Genomic DNA, 20,520 nt, shown 5'->3' with positions numbered 1-20,520 from the left:
CGCATGATCCCCTCCTACCGCAGGAGACCATGCGTAGAACCTCTTTTTATTTTGACACTCTGCGGAGAAGGAAAATTATTTTTATTCTCCATCTCAATAGTACAGATATACAGATTTAAAACCCTACTGATGGAACAACTCATCAAATGAATTTTCGCACTATGGATACAACAAATACTTTTTCCTCATCTCCTTATACGCACTCAATCCCAGTTCCCAGCTTTTACGGATCTCTTCTTCTGATACTCCATTGATCACCTGCTGTCTGAATTCACCCACCCCTATCTGCACTTCAATAGAATTCATCTGATCACTCAATCTTTCAAAAAACTTTTCTTTATAAGGATGTGCCTTATACAATTCCAATATCCAACTGATATTGATCTTTTTACTTTTTCGAAGTTGCTCAACATCATAATTACGCAGATCCAATCCATAACAAACCTGATCCATGAAAAGCGGTTTTTCAGCCATCCCTTTGATGCTTGTGGGCGTATAAGAAAATGAGTAAATACCTTTTAACTCAGGACTCCCCAACACTGTAAACGGAAAATACGTACCTCTTCCATGATTCAAATACACCCCTTCAAACATACAGGTCGATGGATACAACATAATGGCCTGTTGCGTATTCAAATTTGGCGATGGCTTTACCGGCAATGTATAAGGCATATCATGATCATAATTGGCTACGGGTATGATACGAATATTACACTTCATCTTATTCGTAAGCCATCCCTCACCATTCGCCATCAATGCAAATTCACCAATGGTTAATCCATGCGACATGGGTATCGGAAACATCCCAATACCGGATCTATATTTCATATCCAATACAGGACCATCTACCAAATAGGCATTAGGATTGGGACGATCAAGTATCAACAATTCTTTTTCATTTTCAGCACAGGCTTCCATCAAACGAACAAGAGCATTGATATTGGTATAGAAACGCACCCCTACATCCTGTACATCATAGATCATGATATCTACATCTGCCAGGTCTTCTTTACTCGGTTTGTTTTTTTTACCATACAATGAAATAATGGGAATACCTGTTAATGAATCTGTTTCATCAGATACAACCGTACCTGCACTGGCATTACCACGAAACCCATGTTCAGGACCAAATACCTTTACAATATTCACACCCAATCGCTGTAAACTATCTACCAAATGTGTTGTACCAATAATAGTCGTGGGATTTGCCAACATTGCAACTCGTTTGCCTTTCAATAATGGCAAATACAAATGTGTTTGATCTGCACCTGTTAGAACGGCCTTTGCTGCAGATATTTCAACCCTCGCTACTAATACGGAACTACTCATGACCATGAGCATCACAATGATCCATTTCTTCATATGGTGTGTATTGAATGATAAATATAGGTACAACTACAGCTTAGGCAACCTACCGCCCGAAAATATCTCAACACACTATAAATCCTTACCCTAAACACCTAATACCTATCACCTATTACCCAGTACCTAGCACCCATACCCCACCCCCCACCTAAAGATACCCAGGGGATACGGAGGGGATACCCTATACATACGGTAGTCTAATCCTTATCTCACTCAAATTCGATCTTAAAAAAAGAGTTTTTGGAACTAAAGTATTGAAAGTCACATATGTTCACAGTATTCACATGAACCCTGTGAACCTCATCACCCATCATCAGCAATTATGTTTGCACAGTATACTACAAGTGCCCTATACAAAAGCATAAGCTTGGCACTCTTACACTAATTATTTAATTTGTTATTGATACAACAACGAATGACACCCATGAAAGCACTGTTTTATTGTTTACTACTAAGTTGCCTGTTAATGGGTTGCGACAAATACTCGGAAACAGTAATCGAACCAAGCACTTGTAAGTTTATCAATTACTGCTATTTTGGTGATTCTACTGCTACATTAGGCGAACTTTCTAACAGCTATATCTTGGTTGCCTTTGACAGTAATGCTACCGAAAGTCAGATCAGAAGTTTTATCCGATCAGAAAAAGAATTTGATTCCACATTTACGTATACGCTATACGGTAATACAGCTCCTTTGAAATTCAAGCAATCGAAGGATTGTCAAGATATAACAGCATTCATCGCAACATTACAGAAAGACCCGATGGTTACCTTTGTACACTACACCATGAAAACAGATTGCAGTTATACGTTTATGCCCATACTTGCTTCGCGTTGCGTGAACACTTATAGTAACTTTTTCACCGTTAAGATAAAAGATGCCAACGACTTAACTGATTTACATACCATGATAAAGTTGACCGGCACCAAACTAGTTGAGCAAGATCGCTTCTCGCCTCAGTGGTTTACGTTAAAAGCCGACAAAAATTCGAAAGGAGATGCATTGCATATGGCCAATCATTTCAAAGAATCAAAATTGTTTGAACGTGCTGAACCTAAACTCTTGAAAATACCTGTAGAATGATAGACTCAACATCTTTAAATTGTTAGATAGCAGGAATAACAATTTTTGCTACAACTTCTGCGATCAACCAAGCAAACAACTATGCCAAAAAATAAATTAAACAACGCTACACAAACTGAATTACTGACAATACTACATGCTCGTTTCATAAAAAATGAACGCCGACATAAAGACATGGATTGGAAAAAAGTGCAAGCCAGATTAGAAGCACACCCTGAAAAATTATGGTCGCTCCATGAAATGGAACACTCAGGTGGCGAACCGGATGTGATTGCATACGATAAAAAGACCGACACTTATTTATTTGTTGATTGTTCTGCCGAGAGTCCAACAGGAAGAAGAAGTGTTTGTTATGATCGTGAAGGACTTGAATCCAGAAAGGAACATCCACCCAAACACAATGCGATCGACATGGCGAAGGAAATGGGTATTACCCTTTTAACAGAAGAGCAATACCGCTTCTTACAAAGCATTCATCCTGTTGACCAAAAGACTTCCAGTTGGTTATTGACCCCCGCTAACATCCGCAAAGAAGGTGGTGCGATCTTCGGCGACTACCGATACAAACAGGTCTTCATTTATCACAACGGCGCACAGTCTTATTATGCAGCTAGAGGATTTCGAGGAGCCGTAAGCGTATAACTATTCTTAAAGAAACAACACGTTATTAATTTGCTTAACTTACTTGTATGAGAGTACTCATACTTATTATGTTCTGTGCCATGGTGATTTGCCTATCAGCTCAACAGACCTCGATCATTGTGTTAGGGAATGTTCAGGATGGTGGCTCGCCGCATATTGGCTGCACTAAAAAATGTTGCAACGCATTATTTCAAAAGCCGGACCCAACAAGAAAAGTAACAGCATTGGGTATTATTGACGCCAGCAGAAAAGCCGGCTATCTGATGGAAGCTACACCTGATATCATTTCTCAATTAAAGTTGCTGAAAGAATATGGGCAATCAGACAGTGAAATGCCCAACGGTATCTTCCTGACACATGCACATATTGGACATTACAGCGGATTGATGTACTTGGGAAAAGAAGCCATGAATGCATCACAAATACCGGTGTATACAATGCCCCGCATGAAAATATTTCTGGAACAGAACGGTCCCTGGAGTCAATTGGTGAATCTAAAAAATATCACGCCTAAACATATTGAGAATGGCGTAGCGGTTACACTGAGCACTGACCTTCAGATCATCCCTTTTCAAGTACCTCATAGAGACGAATACAGCGAAACCGTTGGCTATAAGATCATAGGACCGAATAAAAAAGCACTCTTCATTCCGGATATCGATAAATGGGAAAAATGGGAGAAGGATATCCGTCAATTAATAGCAGATGTAGACTATGCATTCATTGACGCCACATTCTTTGATGCTGAAGAGATCAATAACAGAGACATCAAAGAGATACCACACCCATTTATCATTGAAACCATTCGGTTGTTTGAAGCCATGCCCATTGAAGAAAAGAAAAAGATCTATTTCATTCATATGAATCACACCAATCCGGCCTTATCAAAAGAAAGTGCTCAAACAAAACAGATCTTACAAATGGGATTCAATATTGCCCGCTTTAAAGATGTTTTTAAATTATAAGCTCATGAAACAATTGCTTCTTTTCATCTCTTTTTGTCTATCGGCCCATCTGTATGGACAGTCAGTAAATCCGGAAGAAAAATTAGTTTTACAAAAAGTGAATCAGTTTTTTGAAGCATTAGAGAAACAGGATACAGTGCTTTTAAAAAGTATTGTCATACTGGATGGACAAACAACATCTATCCGTACGCAAAATGATAGTTTGTTGATCAGAACAGCTGCATTCAAAGACAGAATGAAGAGTTTCGTGAACCCACGGTCAGTAATCTATGAAAAAATGCTTTCGGCAGAAGTCAAAGTTCATGGTAGAATTGCCATGGCATGGGTTCCTTATACCTTAAGCATCAATCAACAATTTAATCATTGTGGTATTGATGTGTTCACTTTCTTTAAAACCAATGAAGGGTGGAAGATCGTATCACTAGATTATTCGGTAGAGCCATCGGTATGTCTTGAAAAGATGTAGACATCAACTTACCTTCAACTCAAATAAACTCACTTTATCCAATTGATAATGATTCGGCAGTCCACTGGTATCTTTCAACTCTACCATTCCTAAGAAAGTAAATCCACTTTCCTGATAATGCCGGATCAATTTTTGATTTTCTCCGACAGTATCCAGGCGAACATAACTTCTATTATTATCTTTCGCATATTGTTTCGCCCATCTGACGATCTCTTTTACCAAATGTCTGCCACGAAAAGCGGGTACGGTTGTAATTCGATGAATATAAATGGAAGGGTCACTATCTTTCTCTTCCCATATTTGGGGATCATTCCAGGTAATGGCCCAGATACATGCTAATTCACCATCGATCAGCATTTTCCATTGTCTGCCCTCTTCTATCTCTTGTATCACCATATCCCGGTCAAACTCAGGAAAATGAACAGGGAAGCGCTCTTTCATGTATTGTGCAGCCATTCTATACAGACCAAATATGGTTTCAATATCTGATAAAGTGCTATTCTTGATTTCCATGTATCAAAAATAGTAAGCACATAGATTAGCTGTTACCTCGAATGGATAAATGGTAAAATGATGGCTGAAAGAAACCAATCAATGATTAAGACAATATGGATAAACAACGACGTAGACTATCTTTCCAATCATGTAAAACCACGTCATAGTTTTTAGTAATTGCTGCAATTTCCATCACTGAGTAACCCGGACGTTTTGCCGGTGTAGGATATTCAGCCGTAGTGATGGGTTCAATCAAACAAGTCAAACCGGCAATATCTCGAATCGCCTTGGCAAACTCATACCAATTGGTTTCTCCGGTATTACTATAATGAAAAATACCTGTATGTAACTGCCCTTGTTGAGATGCATCAACAATTTTCATAGTAGCTTCAGCCAGATCAGCTGCATAGGTAGGACAGCCTCGTTGATCGGCAACTACTTTTATTGCATCTCGCTCTTTCATCAGACGCAGCATGGTCTTCACGAAATTATGTCCATAAGAACTATATACCCATGATGTTCTGATCACAATAGTAGATGCATGATTCTCCAAAGCCAACTGTTCTCCTACTCTTTTGGTATACCCATAATAATTCACCGGATCTGTAGGCGCGTCAGTTGCGTAAGGTGCTATCCCTTTTCCATCAAATACATAATCTGTAGAAAAATGGATGAGTATGGTTTTATGAACACGACAATGATGAGCGATTTGTCCAACAGCAACTGCATTGATGCGATAAGCCAGATCTTGTTCCGATTCTGCCTTATCTACTGCAGTATACGCTGCACAATTAATAAAATAAGCCGGTTGATATGTTTGAAAGAAATCTGAGATTGATCGTTCATCTGCAAGATCCAACTGACCTCTATCCGTAAAAATAAAATCAAAGCTATTAGAATACGTAAGAGACAATTGCATCAACTCCCAACCCAATTGACCATTCTTCCCAGTTACAACAACTAATGGCTTCTGCATATTTACTGATTGATGAATTCTTTTGGCTGCTTGGTCCATTCTTCTCTGGGCAGGTTCTTAAAATATGCGTAGGTCATTTTCAATCCCTCTGCTCTGTCGATGGTAGGCTCCCACCCTAGTAATTGTTTTGCTTTTGTGATATCGGGTCTGCGTTGTTTTGGATCATCCACAGGTAATGGTTTATGAACGATCTTGACACCTGCACCTGTCAGTTTCAACACTTCTTTTGCGAAATCCAACAAGCTGATCTCATTCGGATTCCCAATATTTACAGGCATACTATAATCACTCATTAATAACCGATAGATCCCTTCAACGAGATCATCGACATAACAAAATGAACGCGTCTGACTTCCATCACCAAACACTGTTATATCTTCTCCGCGTAATGCCTGTCCGATAAAAGCAGGCAACGCTCTGCCGTCATTCAATCGCATACGTGGCCCATAGGTATTGAATATGCGAACAATTCTAGTCTCAACACCATGATAGGTATGATAAGCCATTGTGATAGACTCCATGAAACGCTTGGCTTCATCATACACGCCTCTTGGCCCTACCGGATTCACATTACCCCAATACTCTTCTGTTTGTGGATGTACCAGTGGATCACCATAAACTTCACTGGTGGATGCTACCAAAATTCTCGCCTTTTTGGCTTTAGCCAAACCCAAACAATTGTGCGTACCCAACGCCCCTACTTTTAAGGTTTGAATCGGTATTTTCAGGTAATCGATCGGACTGGCAGGAGATGCGAAATGGAGAATATAATCCAAATGTCCTGATACATGAATGAACTTGGTTACATCATGATGATGAAATTCAAATTCAGGCAACTTGAGCAGATGAGCTATATTATTCATATCCCCGGTAATCAGGTTATCCATGCCAATCACATGATACCCTTCACGAATAAACCGATCACAAAGATGTGATCCGAGGAATCCGGCAGCTCCGGTAATGAGTATGCGTTTCTTTTCCATATAAAAAAGTCCATGGACCATGGACCATGGTCTGTTAACTATTTTCGTCCAATACTTTCATAATGGAATCCTAATCCAGCCATCTGTTTTACATCAAATAGATTTCTTCCGTCGAAGATCACTTTTTGTTTGAGCTTGGTTTCAATCATTTCAAAATCAGGTGTACGGAACTCACTCCACTCTGTTGCAATGATCAATGCATCTGCATTATTCAATGTGTCATACTGACTTGATGCCAATTGTATACGATCACCTAAATGCTTGCGCACATTCGGCATTGCTTCAGGATCAAAGGCAGTGATGGTAGCCCCTTGGGTAAGTAAGGCATCGATCATTTCCAAAGCCGGTGCTTCACGGATATCATCTGTATTGGGTTTAAAAGATAATCCCCAAAGTGCGAAATGTTTTCCGGTTAACTGATCACCGAAATATTTACGGATTTTATGTACCAGATGTAATTTCTGATGCGCATTTACTTTTTCAACGGCTTCTAAAATATTGAATTGATATCCTACTTCAGCAGATGACCTGATCAATGCCTGTACATCTTTCGGGAAACAACTACCACCATAACCGATACCCGGGAATAAAAAACGTTTACCGATTCTTTCATCACTACCGATGCCTTTACGTACCATGTCCACATCAGCTCCCATCTTCTCACACAACTGAGCGATTTCATTCATAAAAGAGATCTTCATCGCAAGAAAAGAGTTCGCTGCATACTTTGTAAGTTCAGCAGAACGCTCATCCATGTATATGATCGGATTACCTTGTCTTACAAAAGGAGCAAAAAGATCGCCCATGATTTTTCTGGCTCTTTCCGAATCAGTACCCACCACCACTCTATCAGGTTTCATGAAATCATCTACTGCCACACCTTCGCGAAGAAACTCAGGATTACTAACTACATCAAACTCACCTTTATAATGAACTGCTATCGCCTGTTTTACTTTATCTGCTGTGCCAACCGGAACCGTACTTTTATCAACGATCACTTTATACCCCTTCAATATCTTTCCTAAATGATCTGCTACGGATAATACATATTTGAGATCTGCAGCTCCGTCAGCACCCGGTGGTGTAGGCAATGCCAGAAAAATAATATCTGCTTCCTGAATCCCATCTTCAAGGCTGGTGGTAAATTTCAACCTCCCTTCTTTCAGGTTACGAAGAAATATTTTCTCCAATCCGGGCTCATAGATCGTGATCTCTCCACTCGCTAATTTCTCTACCTTTGATTGATCAATATCCACGCAAGTAACTTTATTGCCTGTTTCAGCAAAGCAAGTTCCTGTAACCAATCCAACATATCCGGTTCCTACAACAGCTATTTTCATCCCTTATCTGTTTACAAAATTTAAAACGTGACGTACAATATATTCCAGTTGTTCTGTTTCCATTTCGGTATGAACAGGCAATGATACCACACGCTCTGTCAGCCAATCGGTCGTATCTAACTGATAATGCGGTAAAGCAAATGACTTGAACATATCCTGCTTATGTCCGGGTACAGGATAATAGATCATCGATGGAATATTTTGGGTTGCTAGGTAAGCTACTAACTCATCTCTGTTCACATCATTGAGTACCAAAGTATACTGATGATATACATGATCACTATATGAAGCGACAAATGGTGTAATGATCTTCTTGTTTCCTGCAAACGCCTTATTATAAAAAGCGGCTACTGATTGTCTGGCTGCATTATATGCATCTAGTTTCGCCAATTTGATATTGAGAATGGCTGCCTGAATCGTATCTAGACGAGAGTTACAGCCTACTACTTCATGGTAATATCTTTTTTGCTGACCATGATTGGCTACCATTTTCAGTTGCTTTGCCAATACATCATCATTGGTAAAAATAGCACCGCCATCTCCGTATGCACCTAAATTCTTACTGGGATAAAAAGAAGTGGCCCCAATAGTACCCATGGTTCCCGTTTTCTTTTTTGTTCCATCTGAAAAAGTATAATCACATCCAATTGCCTGAGCATTGTCTTCAATTACATACAGATTGTATTCTTTAGCGATGGCAAGTATTTCTTCCATAGGTGCTGCATGTCCATATAAATGCACCGGCACAATAGCTTTGGTCTTTGGAGTAATGGCCTTACGGATCGCCTCCGGATCAATACAAAATGTTTTGGGGTCTACTTCTACAAATACTGGCGTGAGTTTTAGCAATGCCACTACTTCAGTCGTTGCGATATAGGTAAAGGAGGGTGTAATAACTTCATCGCCCGGTTGAAGATCCAACGCCATCATGGCAATTTGCAAAGCATCCGTACCATTGGCACATGGGATCACATGCTTGACGCCTAAATATTGACTGAGAGATGTAGCAAAATCCTGTACGGCTTTACCATTGATATAAGCTGCACTATTTAATACTTCCTGAATGGCAGCATCGACCTCTGTTTTTATATGTTCGTACTGAGTACGGGTATCAACCATTTGTATGGGTCTCATATTCAAATTCCTTTCACTGCAAAACTACTGTAAAAATGTCTGAAATGGCTTTCGGATTCAACATCACCCAAATGGGTTTTAGTTCTTAATTTGTGCCCATAAATCATTGTATTTGCGACTCCTCTATCGTTTGTTCGTATGGCTTTACCCCAAAGCTGCATGGTTGCTGTCTTTTTACAACCCAAAAGCAGCCTTATGGGTAAAAGGAAGGAAACATCAATTCAGGAAACTGCACTCCGTATTTCATAAAAATGATCGACCGGTAGTATGGATGCATTGTTCTTCATTGGGTGAATTTGAACAGGGCAAACCACTACTTGAATCTATCAAACAGCAATACCCACATTATTTTATTCTTGTCACATTTTTTTCTCCATCGGGTTATGAGATCCGCAAGAATGATCCCGTGGCTGATCATATCTGTTATTTGCCGATGGATCGTCCGTATACTGCCCAGAAATTTTTAAATATAGTACAACCGGCATTGGTTCTTTTCGTGAAATATGAATATTGGTTTTATTATCTGAATGAGATCAAAGAAAGAAACATTCCTCTTCTCCTGATTTCAGGAGTATTCAGAGAGGATCAGCCTTTTTTCAAATGGTATGGAACTTTTTATAAAAAAATGTTACAATGCTTTACACATCTCTTTGTGCAGAATGATTCATCCTTTCTACTCTTAAAGCAAATTGAAACTGAACATAAAGCATCGATCAGCGGTGATACACGTTTTGATCGTGTAATTCAGATCGCAGCGGGTTTTTCTTCTTTTGAACTGATCGAACAATTCTGTCATCAGCATCCGGTGATCATTGCTGGCAGCACCTGGACAGAAGATGATGAAGCACTGGATCATTTTGTAAATCATCATCCTGACATCCGTTTTGTCATTGCACCGCATGATATTGATGAAGACCGATTAAAAGAATGCGAGAAATTATATACCCATACCATTCGCTATTCCATGCTGAAAGAAACCAAACAAGTGCCGGAAAATGTGCATGTGCTGATCATGGATAATATGGGAATGCTCAGTAGTATTTATCGCTATGCTACCATTGCCTATATTGGCGGAGGATTTGGTGATGACGGTATTCACAATGCTTTGGAAGCAGCAGTATTCTACAAACCTATTGTATTTGGTCCTGTATATGAAAAGTATACAGAAGCCATAGAACTCATAGAAAGAGAAGGTGCATTTAGTATCGATGATGCATTGGAACTGGAAGAGCAACTATCCATACTGCTCAAAGATCCCAATCTATTAAAACAAACAGGACAAGCATCTGGAGATTACGTACAACAGAAATCAGGGGCGTGCAATAAAATCATGGATTATATTCAGGCAAATCGTCTTCTGACCAATTGATCAAATAACTTGACCGCTTCACAACCTTCATCCCATCCCATTTTTACCTTTAATTCACGTTCGATCCAATATTGAGCTTCCGGATAAATAGAAAATCCGTTGATGGTCTTCATGCTTCGCTCATACATACTTTCATCGCCTCTGAAAAGTTCATTTACGAACAGATAACGATCATTGATACCTACTGCTTTTCTTAGATCACGAACTGGTGCTGATTGTAATACCGTTGCTACTTCTGTCTTCTCTTCTCTCAGTCTTTCATTGAGCTCGGGTTGTTCAAACTTGGCCACCAATATCTGATTCAACTCATAGACTTCTTTACCACCCGGTGAAGCTTGATGAACCAAAGTAGGTATTTCAACAGGTATGTTGACCGGCCAATTGTTATCATGAACAGCAGATTCCTGAGGTTCTGCAACAACTTCATCTTGTGAAGGGATCTTGGGTAAGGAAACCTCAGTATCCATAAACGTTTCCACTGCAGGAATCGAAGTAGATTTTGTCTCGAATGAGCCGGGCATAACGACTGAAACCTTTCCTTTAAGGGGCACAGGATTTTGCTGCAACTGGGTTTGTAACTCAGCGAGTAATAAGCGGGTATTCATTAATAAAGTGGCAGCATCCGCTCCCTGCTCCAACTGCTCTTTGAGCTTATTGATTAAAGTGCCTACTCTTTCCATAACAGATATGGGGGTTTGATGGCGTTAAGGCCTGCTCAAGTTACAAAACGTATTTCAAACAAGGATATTATGTTGGCAGTCATTTTATTGCCATCCACCACCCAATGCCCGATAGAGATCTACCTGCGATAGGAGAACATTCTTATAGGTAGCCACCGATTCCAGCTGTGTTTCCAGCGCCCCCTTTTGCGCTGTTATCACTTCCAGATAAGAGGCATAACCTGTAACATATAGCTCCCTTGCAGTTTTTACCGCTGACTCCAATACCGATACCTGCTTTTTCTTGAGGTCAAACAGATCTTTATTATTGCTGATCGCACTCATACAGGTTACCACTTCCTGATATGCTCTGAATACTGATTGCTGGTAATCAAACCAAGCTTCTCCTTCTGTGGCTATGGCTTCTTTTAACATTCCTTTTAATCTGCCTCTATTCCATACAGGACCGCTTACACTTCCTAAGATGCCATAAGCAATAGATGCAGGTGTTAACATCATCGATGCATTGAATGAATTGAATGCGGTATACGGTGTGATATTCAGAGAAGGAAGGAATGATTTTTTGGCGGCCCTTACATCAAATCCTGCTGCCATCAGCTTCAACTGCGAGGCCTGAATATCCGGTCTACGAATCAATAACTGGGATGGCAAGCCGGTATGTATAGCAGCCAATACCGATTGAGAAAAAATAGGGACAGTTCTTTTGATCGGCTGTGGCAAGCGACCTAATAACAGATTTAATTCATTTTCTGTTTTGATAACACTTTGCTTCAATCCCACAATATAACTTCGGGTAGTGTATAACTGTGATTCAAATTGTTGTACCGCAAGTTCAGTTGCCCGACCTCCGCTCTTTTGAATTTTTACCACTTCCAATGCATCTTCCTGTAAGCGCAGATTCTTGTTCAAAATATCTAACTCGCTATCCAATGCAAGCAATTCATAATACATGGATGCAACCTGAGCTGCCAATTGGGTCGTGAGCCATTGTCTTTCTTTTTCTGAAGCATAAGATCGAGATAAAGCCGCTTTTTTTTGATCATTCAACTTACCCCATACATCCACTTCCCAGTTACTTCTGAAACCAAGGAAGAGATCCGGCGTTAATACAGGTATACGCTGGTCCTTGTTAATGTTGGGCGATAGATTGGTATCAAAATTGCCCACCCCATCAATGGTATATTTCCCGAACTTATTAAAGCCCCCTGATGCTACAGCATCCAATACCGGGAGTCTTGCATTATGCGCCATTTGTAATTGGGCTTGTGCCATCATGATCCTTCTCAAGGCCTTTTGTATGTCCGGATTATTTTCAATAGCCGTTTCGATCAACCCATACAAAGTGGTATCACTGAAAAATGTTTTTAGATCCAACTGTGCAAGACTTACGGTATCTTTTTTATCCGCGAAAGAGTTGGGCAATTCAATTTCTTTAAACCGATTGGCCTCTTTAGGTACTGCACAGCTTCCCAATAAAATGATGGCCATAATCATCATAATGACCTTGTTATTAAAAGTATATTGATTCATAATGAATGTCGTTTATTGATCACTGAATTGTTCTGTATTCACTTCTGATACGCTGATTGGTTCTGTTACTGATTGACATTTCGTACGTTCAGATAGCACTGCAAACAGGTAATAAAGTCCGGGTATAACCAGCACACCGAAAATGGTACCGATCAACATACCACCCGCCGCTGCTGTACCAATAGATCTGTTCCCCATTGCTCCTGCACCGGAAGCGATACACAAGGGTATCAAGCCGGCAATGAATGCAAAAGAGGTCATCAATATTGGGCGTAATCTGGATACAGCTCCTTCTATTGCTGCATCGGCTATCCGATGACCCTGCTTGCGTCTGAGTATCGCAAATTCAACGATCAGAATTGCATTCTTACCCAATAATCCGATCAACATGACCAAGGCTACTTGGGCGTAGATATTATTTTCCAATCCGAATAATTTCAAGCTTAAGAAAGCGCCGAAAATACCTGCAGGCAATGATAGGATCACAGATAAAGGCAATAGAAAACTCTCATATTGTGCGGCTAACAATAAGTACACAAACAACAAGCAAATACCAAATATGAATACAGCCTGATTTCCAGAAAGTATTTGTTCACGTGTCATTCCTGACCACTCATAACTAAACCCTTTGGGTAATAATTCACCTGCAGTTTGTTTCAGTTTTTCGATGGCTTCACCACTACTATACCCTGCTGCTGCATCACCTGTGATCAATGCGGAAGTATACATATTGTAACGCGTCAACTGTTCCGGACCAAAGACCCTTTCCAATCTGATAAAAGTGGAATAAGGAATCATATTACCCTTGTCATTCTTCACATATAAATTCAGCAGATCTTCCGGCTTAGTTCGGTATTGAGGATATGCCTGCACCATTACTTTGTACATCTGACCAAAGCGAATAAAATTGGTAGCGTAATAACTTCCGATCAATGTCTGAAGGGTACTCATGGCATTCTCCACCGTCACTCCTTTTTTTGCTGCCATATCCTGGTCTACATGTATCAGGTATTGTGGAAAGTCAGGATCGAAGCTGGTAAAAGCAGATCCGATCTCTTTTGTTTTTTCAAGAGAATCGATCAGATCATTCGCTACTGCAGCAGTTTGTTGCAGATTTCCGGTTCCTGTTTTATCTAATATCCGCATTTCAAATCCACTCGCATTCCCAAAACCTGGCACTGTAGGGGGCGGAAAAAATTCAATGTCTGCATCTTTGATAAAAGCAGTTTTTTCTCTGAGCTGTTGTATCAATTGATTGACAGATACCGATCTTTCTTTCCAGGGTTTCAGGTTGATCATGGCCATGCCATAAGAAGCTCCTGCTACTTCAGTGACCAGGCTATATCCCGCTAATATTGAAATATTCTCGATCGCTTCAATGTCTTTTATAGCTTCTTGCATTTGCTGCATTACAGATTCAGTTCTCTCAACAGTTGATCCAGGCGGTGTAGTTACATTCACATATACCATTCCCTGATCTTCTGTTGGAATGAAGCCACTAGGAAGAATAGTAGATATGCCCCAGGTTGCCGCAAAGAATACGACCAGTAATGCCATCGTGACCATTCGCTTGGTAACAATGGCACCAATAAGTCGCTGATATTTTGAAGAAGTGCGATCATATCTTTTATTAAACCCGTTGAAGAATTTAGCTAAGAGATTCTTTTTCTCACGAGCAGGTTCGTGCTTCAACATCAAAGCGCATAATGCCGGTGTAAGTGTAACAGCATTGATCCCTGATATCACAATAGAGATCGCAAGTGTTAGCGAGAACTGCCGATAAAATACACCTACCGGACCTGAGAGAAATGCTACCGGCACAAACACTGCAGACATCACCAATGTAATAGCGATCAATGCGCCGCTGATCTCTTTCATAGCTGCAATGGTTGCATTGAGAGGAGTCATGTGATGCTCCGCCATTTTTACGTGCACGGCTTCAACCACTACAATGGCATTATCAACCACTATACCAATAGCAAGTACCAATGCAAATAATGTGAGTAGGTTGATGGAAAATCCAAGCATCTGCATAAACGCAAGTGTGCCGATAAGCGCTACAGGCACAGCCAATGCAGGTATCAAAGTAGAACGAAAATCTTGCAAGAAAATGAATACTACAATGAATACCAGGATGAATGCTTCCACCAAGGTTTTGAGTACCTCTTTTATAGAGGCGTCCAAAAAGCGAGATACGTCATAAGCAAAATTATATTTCATACCCGGCGGAAAAGAACTCTGCTGCAATTCAGCCATTCGTTGCTTGACGTTCTTGATCACATCTCTTGCATTCGACCCCGGTCTTTGTTTCAACATGATGGATGCAGATGGCTTACCATCGGTTTCAGATACCATGCTATAAGTCATCGATCCGAATTCAACATCTGCGATATCTTTTAATCTAAGAACAGATCCATTCTGTTCAGCTCTGATCACAATATTTTCATATTCAGGAGCACTCGCTTTCTTACCGGTATAACGAAGTACATATTGCAAAGAGCCGGCATCCATACCAGAGCTCTCCCCTGTTTTACCAGGCGCTGCCTCTACATTCTGATTTCGGAGAATATCTACAACCTCATTGGCAGAAATATTATAAGCAAGCATTTTATCCGGCTTCAGCCAAACACGCATGGCATATTCTTTTGAACCCATGATCTCAGCAAAACCAACCCCATCAATTCGCTTAAGCTCTTGCAGAATATTGATATCCGCAAAATTGTAAATGAATTTTTCATCTGCTGTGGAATCATCACTCATGATATTCAAGTACAGCAGCATACTGTTTACTTCCTTCTCTGTAGTAACGCCCGCCTTGATCACTTCTTCAGGCAATTCATCCAATACAGTGGTCACACGGTTTTGAACATTCACTGCTGCCTGATCAGGATCGGTACCTACTTTGAATGAAACCGTAATCAATGTGATACCGTTATTACTCGATACTGAAGACATGTATGTCATGCCAGGAACACCATTGATGGCTCTTTCCAATGGAGTGGCCACAGCTTTGGCACAAACTTCAGCATTGGCACCAGTGTATTTAGCAGTTACAGTTACAGAGGGAGGAACAATATCGGGGAACTGGGTTACAGGCAAGGTAAATAATGCGAGAACACCCAGCAGCGTAATCAATAATGAAATGACAAGCGACAATATGGGTCGCTTGATAAATATATCAAACATGGGATGGATTATTTTTTGTAAGCAATCATGTTAGCAGCAGTGATCATCTTAGGTCGGATCTTGATACCGTCGCGAATATTCTGTACACCTTCGTATACGATCTTTTCGCCCGCCATCAGTCCTTGTTCTGCTATATAAAAATCTGCAACGCGCTTACTGTAAGTGAAGCCACGCATCTTAACAATATTATCTGACCCCACTACAAAAACGTAGTTCTTATCCTGGATTTCAAATACAGATTTTTGTGGGATCAGCATCGCATCTTTTACTTCACTCACCAATCGAACTTTCCCCGATGCACCATGTCGTAATAATTTTTCAGGGTTTGGAAATCTTGCTCTGAAAGCAATGGCACCGGTATTTTCATTGATCTCTCCATCCACCGTTTCAATCCGTCCTTCCTGACGATATTTTGTTCCATCAGCCAGTATCAATTGAACAGGAACATTTTTATGGGTTTCTGACATCCCCTTTTTGATGCGCAAGTACTCACTCTCTGAAATATGGAAGTATGCAAATACATCATGAATATCTGAAATGGTTGTCAGCAAAGCGCCCGGATCGATCATACTTCCGATCTTCAATGGAATACGATCGATGATACCATCAAAAGGAGACCTGATATTTGTCAGAGATAACTTATTTTGGGCACTTGCCTGTAACGCCAATGCCTCTTCTACTTTAGCATTTGCAGCTTTTAGTCTGGCAGATGCCAGATCATATTCTGTTGCAGAGATCACTTTCTTTTCTACCAATAATTTTGTCCTTGAAACTTCAAGTTCTGCAGCTTTTGCTTCAGCTTGTGCATTGGACACATTGGCTTTTGCTCTTGCCAGATCGGTTGTGTATTCCAGATCATTGATTTGAAAAAGCAGTTGACCTTTCTTCACACTTTGTCCTTCATCCACAAAAATCTTCTCTAAGAAACCATTGACACGTGCTCGTATCTCTACATTTTTTACTGCTTGTATGTCAGATACATAATCAACCAGTAGCTGTGTATCTGTTTTTGTGATCTCAAGAACAGGTAAAATCATATCCTGTTCTTTTAGCCCTTCATTATTTTCAGATTTACAAGAGAAGAATAATAATATGCATACGCCCATTACAGGTAAAATTGATCTCATTTCACTCGTTTAAATTGATGAATAGTTCTAATCATGTGCACGCTTCACTGAACAGGAAGCAAAAAAGAAAACGGAAACCGAGTGAAGATCAAAATGGCGTAAGCCTAAAAAGAAACCCGTGGAATACCCCCGTGATCGGTGATCGATACTGATTGGTATGATGCAACAGATCAACCGTCGGAGCGACTGCCAAAGAAACCGGATTTTTAGGCTGTTCTGCAGCTTTAATGCGCGGTGTGGCAATACTTTTACTATGTGTTCTGAAAACACTGTAATGAACCCCTGTTTCTTCGTTGTTGGGTATATTATCAGAAAGACCATGAATGCGCTCTAACAGAAACTCAATGAGCGTGAAAGATTCGGTCTTATTAAACCTTAGGTCATCTGCATCGGCAGTGGTCTCTACCGTTCTTAAATGACACCCGGGCCTCGCCGTCACTATATTAGCGAAGGAGATCAGCAGCAGTAATACAAGAAACTTTTGTAAGATAGTTTTCATGCCTAATTTTCTACTTGCTTTTTCCGGGCTTAGTTTGTTTGTAAAATGCGAGGCAAAAATATGAAAATAAGTCTCGATTAGACTAATTTGCCCGCCTTGATTCGTTATTTATATGTTTATTGAACCAAATTTAACAGGTGAGCGCAGAGGCTGGATCGAAGTTATCTGTGGAAGTATGTTCAGCGGCAAGACCGAAGAATTGATACGTCGCTTAAAGAGAGCCAAGATCGCTAATCTGAAAGTAGAAATATATAAACCTGCCATTGATGTTCGTTACGACGAAACACAGGTTGTAAGTCATGACGCCAATAGTATACAAAGCACTCCAATTGAAAATTCTCAAACCATCTTATTGATGGCACAGGATGTAGACGTTGTAGGTATTGATGAAGCTCAGTTCTTTGATGCAGAGATCATGCATGTATGCGAAACACTGGCATTAAGAGGTACAAGGGTGATTGTGGCAGGTCTGGATATGGACTATTTGGGAAGACCATTCGGTCAAATGCCGAATTTATTGGCAGTGGCAGATTATATTACGAAATTACATGCCATCTGTATGAAGTGTGGCAATATTGCTAATGTATCTTACAGAAAAATTGAAGGGGATGGTCAGGTCTTATTAGGCGAGAAAGAAACCTATGAACCCCGTTGCAGAAAATGTTTTCATGAAAAGTAGTCGCACGATATTGTCTTTGGTTAAAAAAGATCTTTTGCTGGAAATGCGACAGCAGTACACCTTATATGGTATCCTGCTCTATGTAGCTTCTACCATATTTGTGGTGTATTTATCGATGGGGCAACCGGATGATACCGTTTGGAATAGTTTATTTTGGGTGATCCAATTATTTGTTTGTGTTAATGCTGTTGCCAAAAGCTTTTTGCAGGAAAGCAAGGGTAGAATGTTGTACTTCTATTCCATAGCAGGACCCGTTGATTTTGTTTTATCCAAACTGCTATTCAATCTGCTGTTAATGTTGTTGATGAGTTTGCTCAGTTTGGGAATATTTGCAGTTCTATTAGGCAACCCCTTAGAAAACTTTTTGACCTTTACTGCGATCGCTTGTTTGGGAGGTATGAGCTTGAGTCTCGTGTTCACTTTTTTAGCCGCTATTGCCGCCAAAGCTCAACAACAAGCGGCGCTTATGGCGATCATGGGATTTCCATTGATCATTCCTCAACTATTATTATTGATGAAAATTGCTGGCACCGGATTCTCTGATGTAATTCAAGCCGGCTGGTGGCAGATGGTGCTCATGTTGGTTGGATTAGATATCCTCGTGATTGCACTAGCTGTCATCTTGTTTCCTTTTTTATGGAAGGACTAATTTTTTGATTTTTGATCTCTGATTTTTTGAATTAAAATCAGAGATCAAAAAATCAAATATCAAAACCTCAGGTGTCTTACTGTTTGTCCTTTATTGATCAGTTGTTTCAGAGAGTCGATACCGATCTTGAGATGTCTCTCTACATAATCAGCTGTTACTTTTTTATCACTGGCTTCTGTTTTTACGCCTTCCGGAATCATGGGTTGATCGCTGACCAATAACAATGCACCGGTTGGAATTTTATTAAAGAAACCAACTGTGAAGATGGTAGCTGTTTCCATATCGATGGCATAGGCCCGCACTTTGGTGAGATAAGATTTGAATGCATCATCATGTTCCCAAACCCTTCTGTTCGTGGTATAAACGGTCCCCGTCCAATAATCTACTTTATAGTCTCTGATGGTTGTTGAAATGGCTTTCTGCAAGGCGAATGCCGGCATTGCCGGAACTTCTGGAGGAAAATAATCGTTGGATGTACCCTCTCCTCTGATGGCTGCAATCGGTAAGATCAGGTCGCCGAGTTTATTTCTTCTTTTGAGTCCTCCACATTTCCCAAGGAATAAAACTGCTTCTGGTGTGATCGCAGTTAATAGATCCATGATAGTAGCTGCGCCCGGACTACCCATTCCAAAATTGATAATGGTGATGCCATTTGCCGTGGCACATTGCATGGGGCGATCGGCTCCAACAACCTTAACCTTGTTCCATTTCGCAAACATGGTCACATAATTGCTGAAGTTGGTCAGCAGGATGTACTTACCGAAATTCTCTAATTTCTCCCCGGTATACCTGGGGAGCCAGTTGTTCACAATTTCCGCTTTCGTTTTCATAACATAACTATTTTGATGGCCTGCCGGTTATCTTTGAACAGGTTAATTGGCTAAAATACAAAAAATCAATTCTATTTGCAAGTAGTATGATCAAAATAAGCTACCCCTCCTATTCTTTTAAAATTGAAACCAGAGAAGGCAAGGAGTATATTTTTGATCCGTTAAGGAAAAAATGGATACGGTTGACCCCTGAAGAATGGGTGCGACAAAACTTTCTTCAGTATCTGTTGCAGGTCATGAATTATCCGGCATCATTGATAGCGATCGAGAAGGAAATACAAATGGGGGAACTCAAAAAACGTTTTGATATTCTTGTTTACAAAAATGATCATCCCTGGCTACTGATAGAATGTAAGGAAATGAATACACCCATCGATGAAGTGGTGATGCAACAATTATTGCGTTATCAAACTGTTGTTCAGGCTTCGTATTTGATCGTTACCAATGGTAATGATACCAGGGGAATTGGGAGAGAAAATGATCAACTCATCACGCTGAATACGATCCCTGTCTATCAATAA

The 20,520-nt window shown here is 40.3% G+C and carries 20 protein-coding genes; 8 read left to right on the top strand and 12 right to left on the bottom strand.

Going from position 1 to position 20,520, the window contains the following annotated elements:
* Positions 1-159: 159 nt before the first annotated feature.
* Positions 160-1,362, bottom strand: coding sequence for a DUF1343 domain-containing protein (locus tag ABXG83_RS00955; protein ID WP_353549633.1), 1,203 nt, complete (start codon positions 1,360-1,362; stop codon positions 160-162).
* A 427-nt stretch (positions 1,363-1,789) separates the two neighbouring features.
* Here ABXG83_RS00955 and ABXG83_RS00950 point away from each other — a divergent pair, with 427 nt between their 5' ends.
* The 4 genes from ABXG83_RS00950 (at position 1,790) to ABXG83_RS00935 (ending at position 4,522) form a co-directional block, all read left to right on the top strand.
* Positions 1,790-2,449, top strand: coding sequence for a hypothetical protein (locus tag ABXG83_RS00950; protein WP_353549632.1), 660 nt, complete (start codon positions 1,790-1,792; stop codon positions 2,447-2,449).
* 81 nt (positions 2,450-2,530) lie between these two features.
* Positions 2,531-3,091, top strand: coding sequence for a DUF4256 domain-containing protein (locus ABXG83_RS00945; RefSeq protein WP_353549631.1), 561 nt, complete (start codon positions 2,531-2,533; stop codon positions 3,089-3,091).
* 47 nt (positions 3,092-3,138) lie between these two features.
* The gene (locus ABXG83_RS00940) at positions 3,139-4,056 is read left to right on the top strand and encodes an MBL fold metallo-hydrolase (protein ID WP_353549630.1); all 918 of its coding nucleotides are present in this window, start codon (positions 3,139-3,141) and stop codon (positions 4,054-4,056) included.
* Between the two features lie 4 nt (positions 4,057-4,060).
* Entirely contained in the window at positions 4,061-4,522 is a 462-nt protein-coding gene (locus ABXG83_RS00935; protein ID WP_353549629.1) for a nuclear transport factor 2 family protein, read from the top strand.
* Positions 4,523-4,525: 3 nt separating this feature from the next.
* On the opposite strand, the gene ABXG83_RS00930 is transcribed toward ABXG83_RS00935, so the two are convergent.
* The 5 genes from ABXG83_RS00930 to ABXG83_RS00910 form a co-directional block, all read right to left on the bottom strand.
* Entirely contained in the window at positions 4,526-5,035 is a 510-nt protein-coding gene (locus tag ABXG83_RS00930) for a GNAT family N-acetyltransferase (RefSeq protein WP_353549628.1), read from the bottom strand.
* A gap of 85 nt (positions 5,036-5,120) precedes the next feature.
* Positions 5,121-5,993, bottom strand: a complete 873-nt coding sequence (gene rfbD / locus ABXG83_RS00925) for a dTDP-4-dehydrorhamnose reductase (protein WP_353549627.1) — start codon at positions 5,991-5,993, stop codon at positions 5,121-5,123.
* A 2-nt stretch (positions 5,994-5,995) separates the two neighbouring features.
* Positions 5,996-6,976, bottom strand: a complete 981-nt coding sequence (locus ABXG83_RS00920; RefSeq protein ID WP_353549626.1) for a UDP-glucuronic acid decarboxylase family protein — start codon at positions 6,974-6,976, stop codon at positions 5,996-5,998.
* Positions 6,977-7,014: 38 nt separating this feature from the next.
* The gene (locus ABXG83_RS00915) at positions 7,015-8,316 is read right to left on the bottom strand and encodes a UDP-glucose/GDP-mannose dehydrogenase family protein (protein WP_353549625.1); all 1,302 of its coding nucleotides are present in this window, start codon (positions 8,314-8,316) and stop codon (positions 7,015-7,017) included.
* 3 nt (positions 8,317-8,319) lie between these two features.
* Positions 8,320-9,450 carry a DegT/DnrJ/EryC1/StrS family aminotransferase gene (locus ABXG83_RS00910; protein WP_353549624.1) on the bottom strand — a complete coding sequence of 377 codons (1,131 nt, stop codon included), beginning with the start codon at positions 9,448-9,450 and terminating at the stop codon, positions 8,320-8,322.
* A 112-nt stretch (positions 9,451-9,562) separates the two neighbouring features.
* Between ABXG83_RS00910 and ABXG83_RS00905 the strand changes: the two genes are divergently transcribed.
* Positions 9,563-10,819, top strand: a complete 1,257-nt coding sequence (locus ABXG83_RS00905) for a glycosyltransferase N-terminal domain-containing protein (protein ID WP_353549623.1) — start codon at positions 9,563-9,565, stop codon at positions 10,817-10,819.
* Here the strand turns inward: ABXG83_RS00905 and ABXG83_RS00900 are convergent.
* The 5 genes from ABXG83_RS00900 to ABXG83_RS00880 all read right to left on the bottom strand — a co-directional run bounded on the left by ABXG83_RS00900 (position 10,792) and on the right by ABXG83_RS00880 (position 17,841).
* A complete protein-coding gene (locus tag ABXG83_RS00900) occupies positions 10,792-11,499 on the bottom strand; it encodes a hypothetical protein (protein WP_353549622.1) in 708 nt (235 codons plus the stop codon). The genes ABXG83_RS00905 and ABXG83_RS00900 overlap by 28 nt on opposite strands.
* Positions 11,500-11,583: 84 nt before the next feature.
* Positions 11,584-13,029: a TolC family protein gene (locus ABXG83_RS00895; protein ID WP_353549621.1), complete on the bottom strand. Its 1,446-nt coding sequence runs from the start codon at positions 13,027-13,029 to the stop codon at positions 11,584-11,586.
* A 12-nt stretch (positions 13,030-13,041) separates the two neighbouring features.
* Positions 13,042-16,215 carry an efflux RND transporter permease subunit gene (locus tag ABXG83_RS00890; RefSeq protein ID WP_353549620.1) on the bottom strand — a complete coding sequence of 1,058 codons (3,174 nt, stop codon included), beginning with the start codon at positions 16,213-16,215 and terminating at the stop codon, positions 13,042-13,044.
* Positions 16,216-16,223: 8 nt separating this feature from the next.
* Positions 16,224-17,342, bottom strand: coding sequence for an efflux RND transporter periplasmic adaptor subunit (locus ABXG83_RS00885; protein WP_353549619.1), 1,119 nt, complete (start codon positions 17,340-17,342; stop codon positions 16,224-16,226).
* Between the two features lie 88 nt (positions 17,343-17,430).
* Positions 17,431-17,841: a hypothetical protein gene (locus ABXG83_RS00880; RefSeq protein ID WP_353549618.1), complete on the bottom strand. Its 411-nt coding sequence runs from the start codon at positions 17,839-17,841 to the stop codon at positions 17,431-17,433.
* Between the two features lie 112 nt (positions 17,842-17,953).
* On the opposite strand from ABXG83_RS00880, the gene ABXG83_RS00875 reads away from it, so the two are divergent.
* Positions 17,954-18,520 carry a thymidine kinase gene (locus tag ABXG83_RS00875; protein ID WP_178888053.1) on the top strand — a complete coding sequence of 189 codons (567 nt, stop codon included), beginning with the start codon at positions 17,954-17,956 and terminating at the stop codon, positions 18,518-18,520.
* Positions 18,510-19,169: a heme exporter protein CcmB gene (locus ABXG83_RS00870; protein ID WP_353549617.1), complete on the top strand. Its 660-nt coding sequence runs from the start codon at positions 18,510-18,512 to the stop codon at positions 19,167-19,169. Before ABXG83_RS00875 ends, ABXG83_RS00870 begins: the two co-directional genes overlap by 11 nt.
* Positions 19,170-19,228: 59 nt before the next feature.
* Here the strand turns inward: ABXG83_RS00870 and ABXG83_RS00865 are convergent, their stop codons facing one another.
* Complete coding sequence (locus ABXG83_RS00865; RefSeq protein WP_353549616.1) at positions 19,229-19,999, bottom strand: AMP nucleosidase; 771 nt, start codon at positions 19,997-19,999, stop codon at positions 19,229-19,231.
* 86 nt (positions 20,000-20,085) lie between these two features.
* Between ABXG83_RS00865 and ABXG83_RS00860 the strand changes: the two genes are divergently transcribed.
* Positions 20,086-20,520 carry a type I restriction enzyme HsdR N-terminal domain-containing protein gene (locus ABXG83_RS00860; protein WP_353549615.1) on the top strand — a complete coding sequence of 145 codons (435 nt, stop codon included), beginning with the start codon at positions 20,086-20,088 and terminating at the stop codon, positions 20,518-20,520.

Source organism: Sediminibacterium sp. KACHI17, from assembly GCF_040362915.1.
Taxonomy (GTDB): domain Bacteria; phylum Bacteroidota; class Bacteroidia; order Chitinophagales; family Chitinophagaceae; genus Sediminibacterium.
Note: the sequence above shows the minus strand (reverse complement) of the source record. Positions and strands in the feature narration are given on the sequence as shown.

What these genes read in the sequence shown, in the direction of transcription:
- ABXG83_RS00875 (WP_178888053.1), top strand. Translation starts at nt 17,954, where the DNA reads ATGTTTATTGAACCAAATTTAACAGGTGAGCGCAGAGGCTGGATCGAA.
- ABXG83_RS00895 (WP_353549621.1), bottom strand. Translation starts at nt 13,029, where the DNA reads ATGAATCAATATACTTTTAATAACAAGGTCATTATGATGATTATGGCC.
- ABXG83_RS00910 (WP_353549624.1), bottom strand. Translation starts at nt 9,450, where the DNA reads ATGAGACCCATACAAATGGTTGATACCCGTACTCAGTACGAACATATA.
- ABXG83_RS00860 (WP_353549615.1), top strand. Translation starts at nt 20,086, where the DNA reads ATGATCAAAATAAGCTACCCCTCCTATTCTTTTAAAATTGAAACCAGA.
- ABXG83_RS00915 (WP_353549625.1), bottom strand. Translation starts at nt 8,316, where the DNA reads ATGAAAATAGCTGTTGTAGGAACCGGATATGTTGGATTGGTTACAGGA.
- ABXG83_RS00885 (WP_353549619.1), bottom strand. Translation starts at nt 17,342, where the DNA reads ATGAGATCAATTTTACCTGTAATGGGCGTATGCATATTATTATTCTTC.
- ABXG83_RS00865 (WP_353549616.1), bottom strand. Translation starts at nt 19,999, where the DNA reads ATGAAAACGAAAGCGGAAATTGTGAACAACTGGCTCCCCAGGTATACC.
- ABXG83_RS00900 (WP_353549622.1), bottom strand. Translation starts at nt 11,499, where the DNA reads ATGGAAAGAGTAGGCACTTTAATCAATAAGCTCAAAGAGCAGTTGGAG.
- ABXG83_RS00890 (WP_353549620.1), bottom strand. Translation starts at nt 16,215, where the DNA reads ATGTTTGATATATTTATCAAGCGACCCATATTGTCGCTTGTCATTTCA.
- ABXG83_RS00880 (WP_353549618.1), bottom strand. Translation starts at nt 17,841, where the DNA reads ATGAAAACTATCTTACAAAAGTTTCTTGTATTACTGCTGCTGATCTCC.
- ABXG83_RS00930 (WP_353549628.1), bottom strand. Translation starts at nt 5,035, where the DNA reads ATGGAAATCAAGAATAGCACTTTATCAGATATTGAAACCATATTTGGT.
- ABXG83_RS00950 (WP_353549632.1), top strand. Translation starts at nt 1,790, where the DNA reads ATGAAAGCACTGTTTTATTGTTTACTACTAAGTTGCCTGTTAATGGGT.
- ABXG83_RS00870 (WP_353549617.1), top strand. Translation starts at nt 18,510, where the DNA reads ATGAAAAGTAGTCGCACGATATTGTCTTTGGTTAAAAAAGATCTTTTG.
- ABXG83_RS00940 (WP_353549630.1), top strand. Translation starts at nt 3,139, where the DNA reads ATGAGAGTACTCATACTTATTATGTTCTGTGCCATGGTGATTTGCCTA.
- ABXG83_RS00945 (WP_353549631.1), top strand. Translation starts at nt 2,531, where the DNA reads ATGCCAAAAAATAAATTAAACAACGCTACACAAACTGAATTACTGACA.
- rfbD (WP_353549627.1), bottom strand. Translation starts at nt 5,993, where the DNA reads ATGCAGAAGCCATTAGTTGTTGTAACTGGGAAGAATGGTCAATTGGGT.
- ABXG83_RS00935 (WP_353549629.1), top strand. Translation starts at nt 4,061, where the DNA reads ATGAAACAATTGCTTCTTTTCATCTCTTTTTGTCTATCGGCCCATCTG.
- ABXG83_RS00920 (WP_353549626.1), bottom strand. Translation starts at nt 6,976, where the DNA reads ATGGAAAAGAAACGCATACTCATTACCGGAGCTGCCGGATTCCTCGGA.
- ABXG83_RS00955 (WP_353549633.1), bottom strand. Translation starts at nt 1,362, where the DNA reads ATGAAGAAATGGATCATTGTGATGCTCATGGTCATGAGTAGTTCCGTA.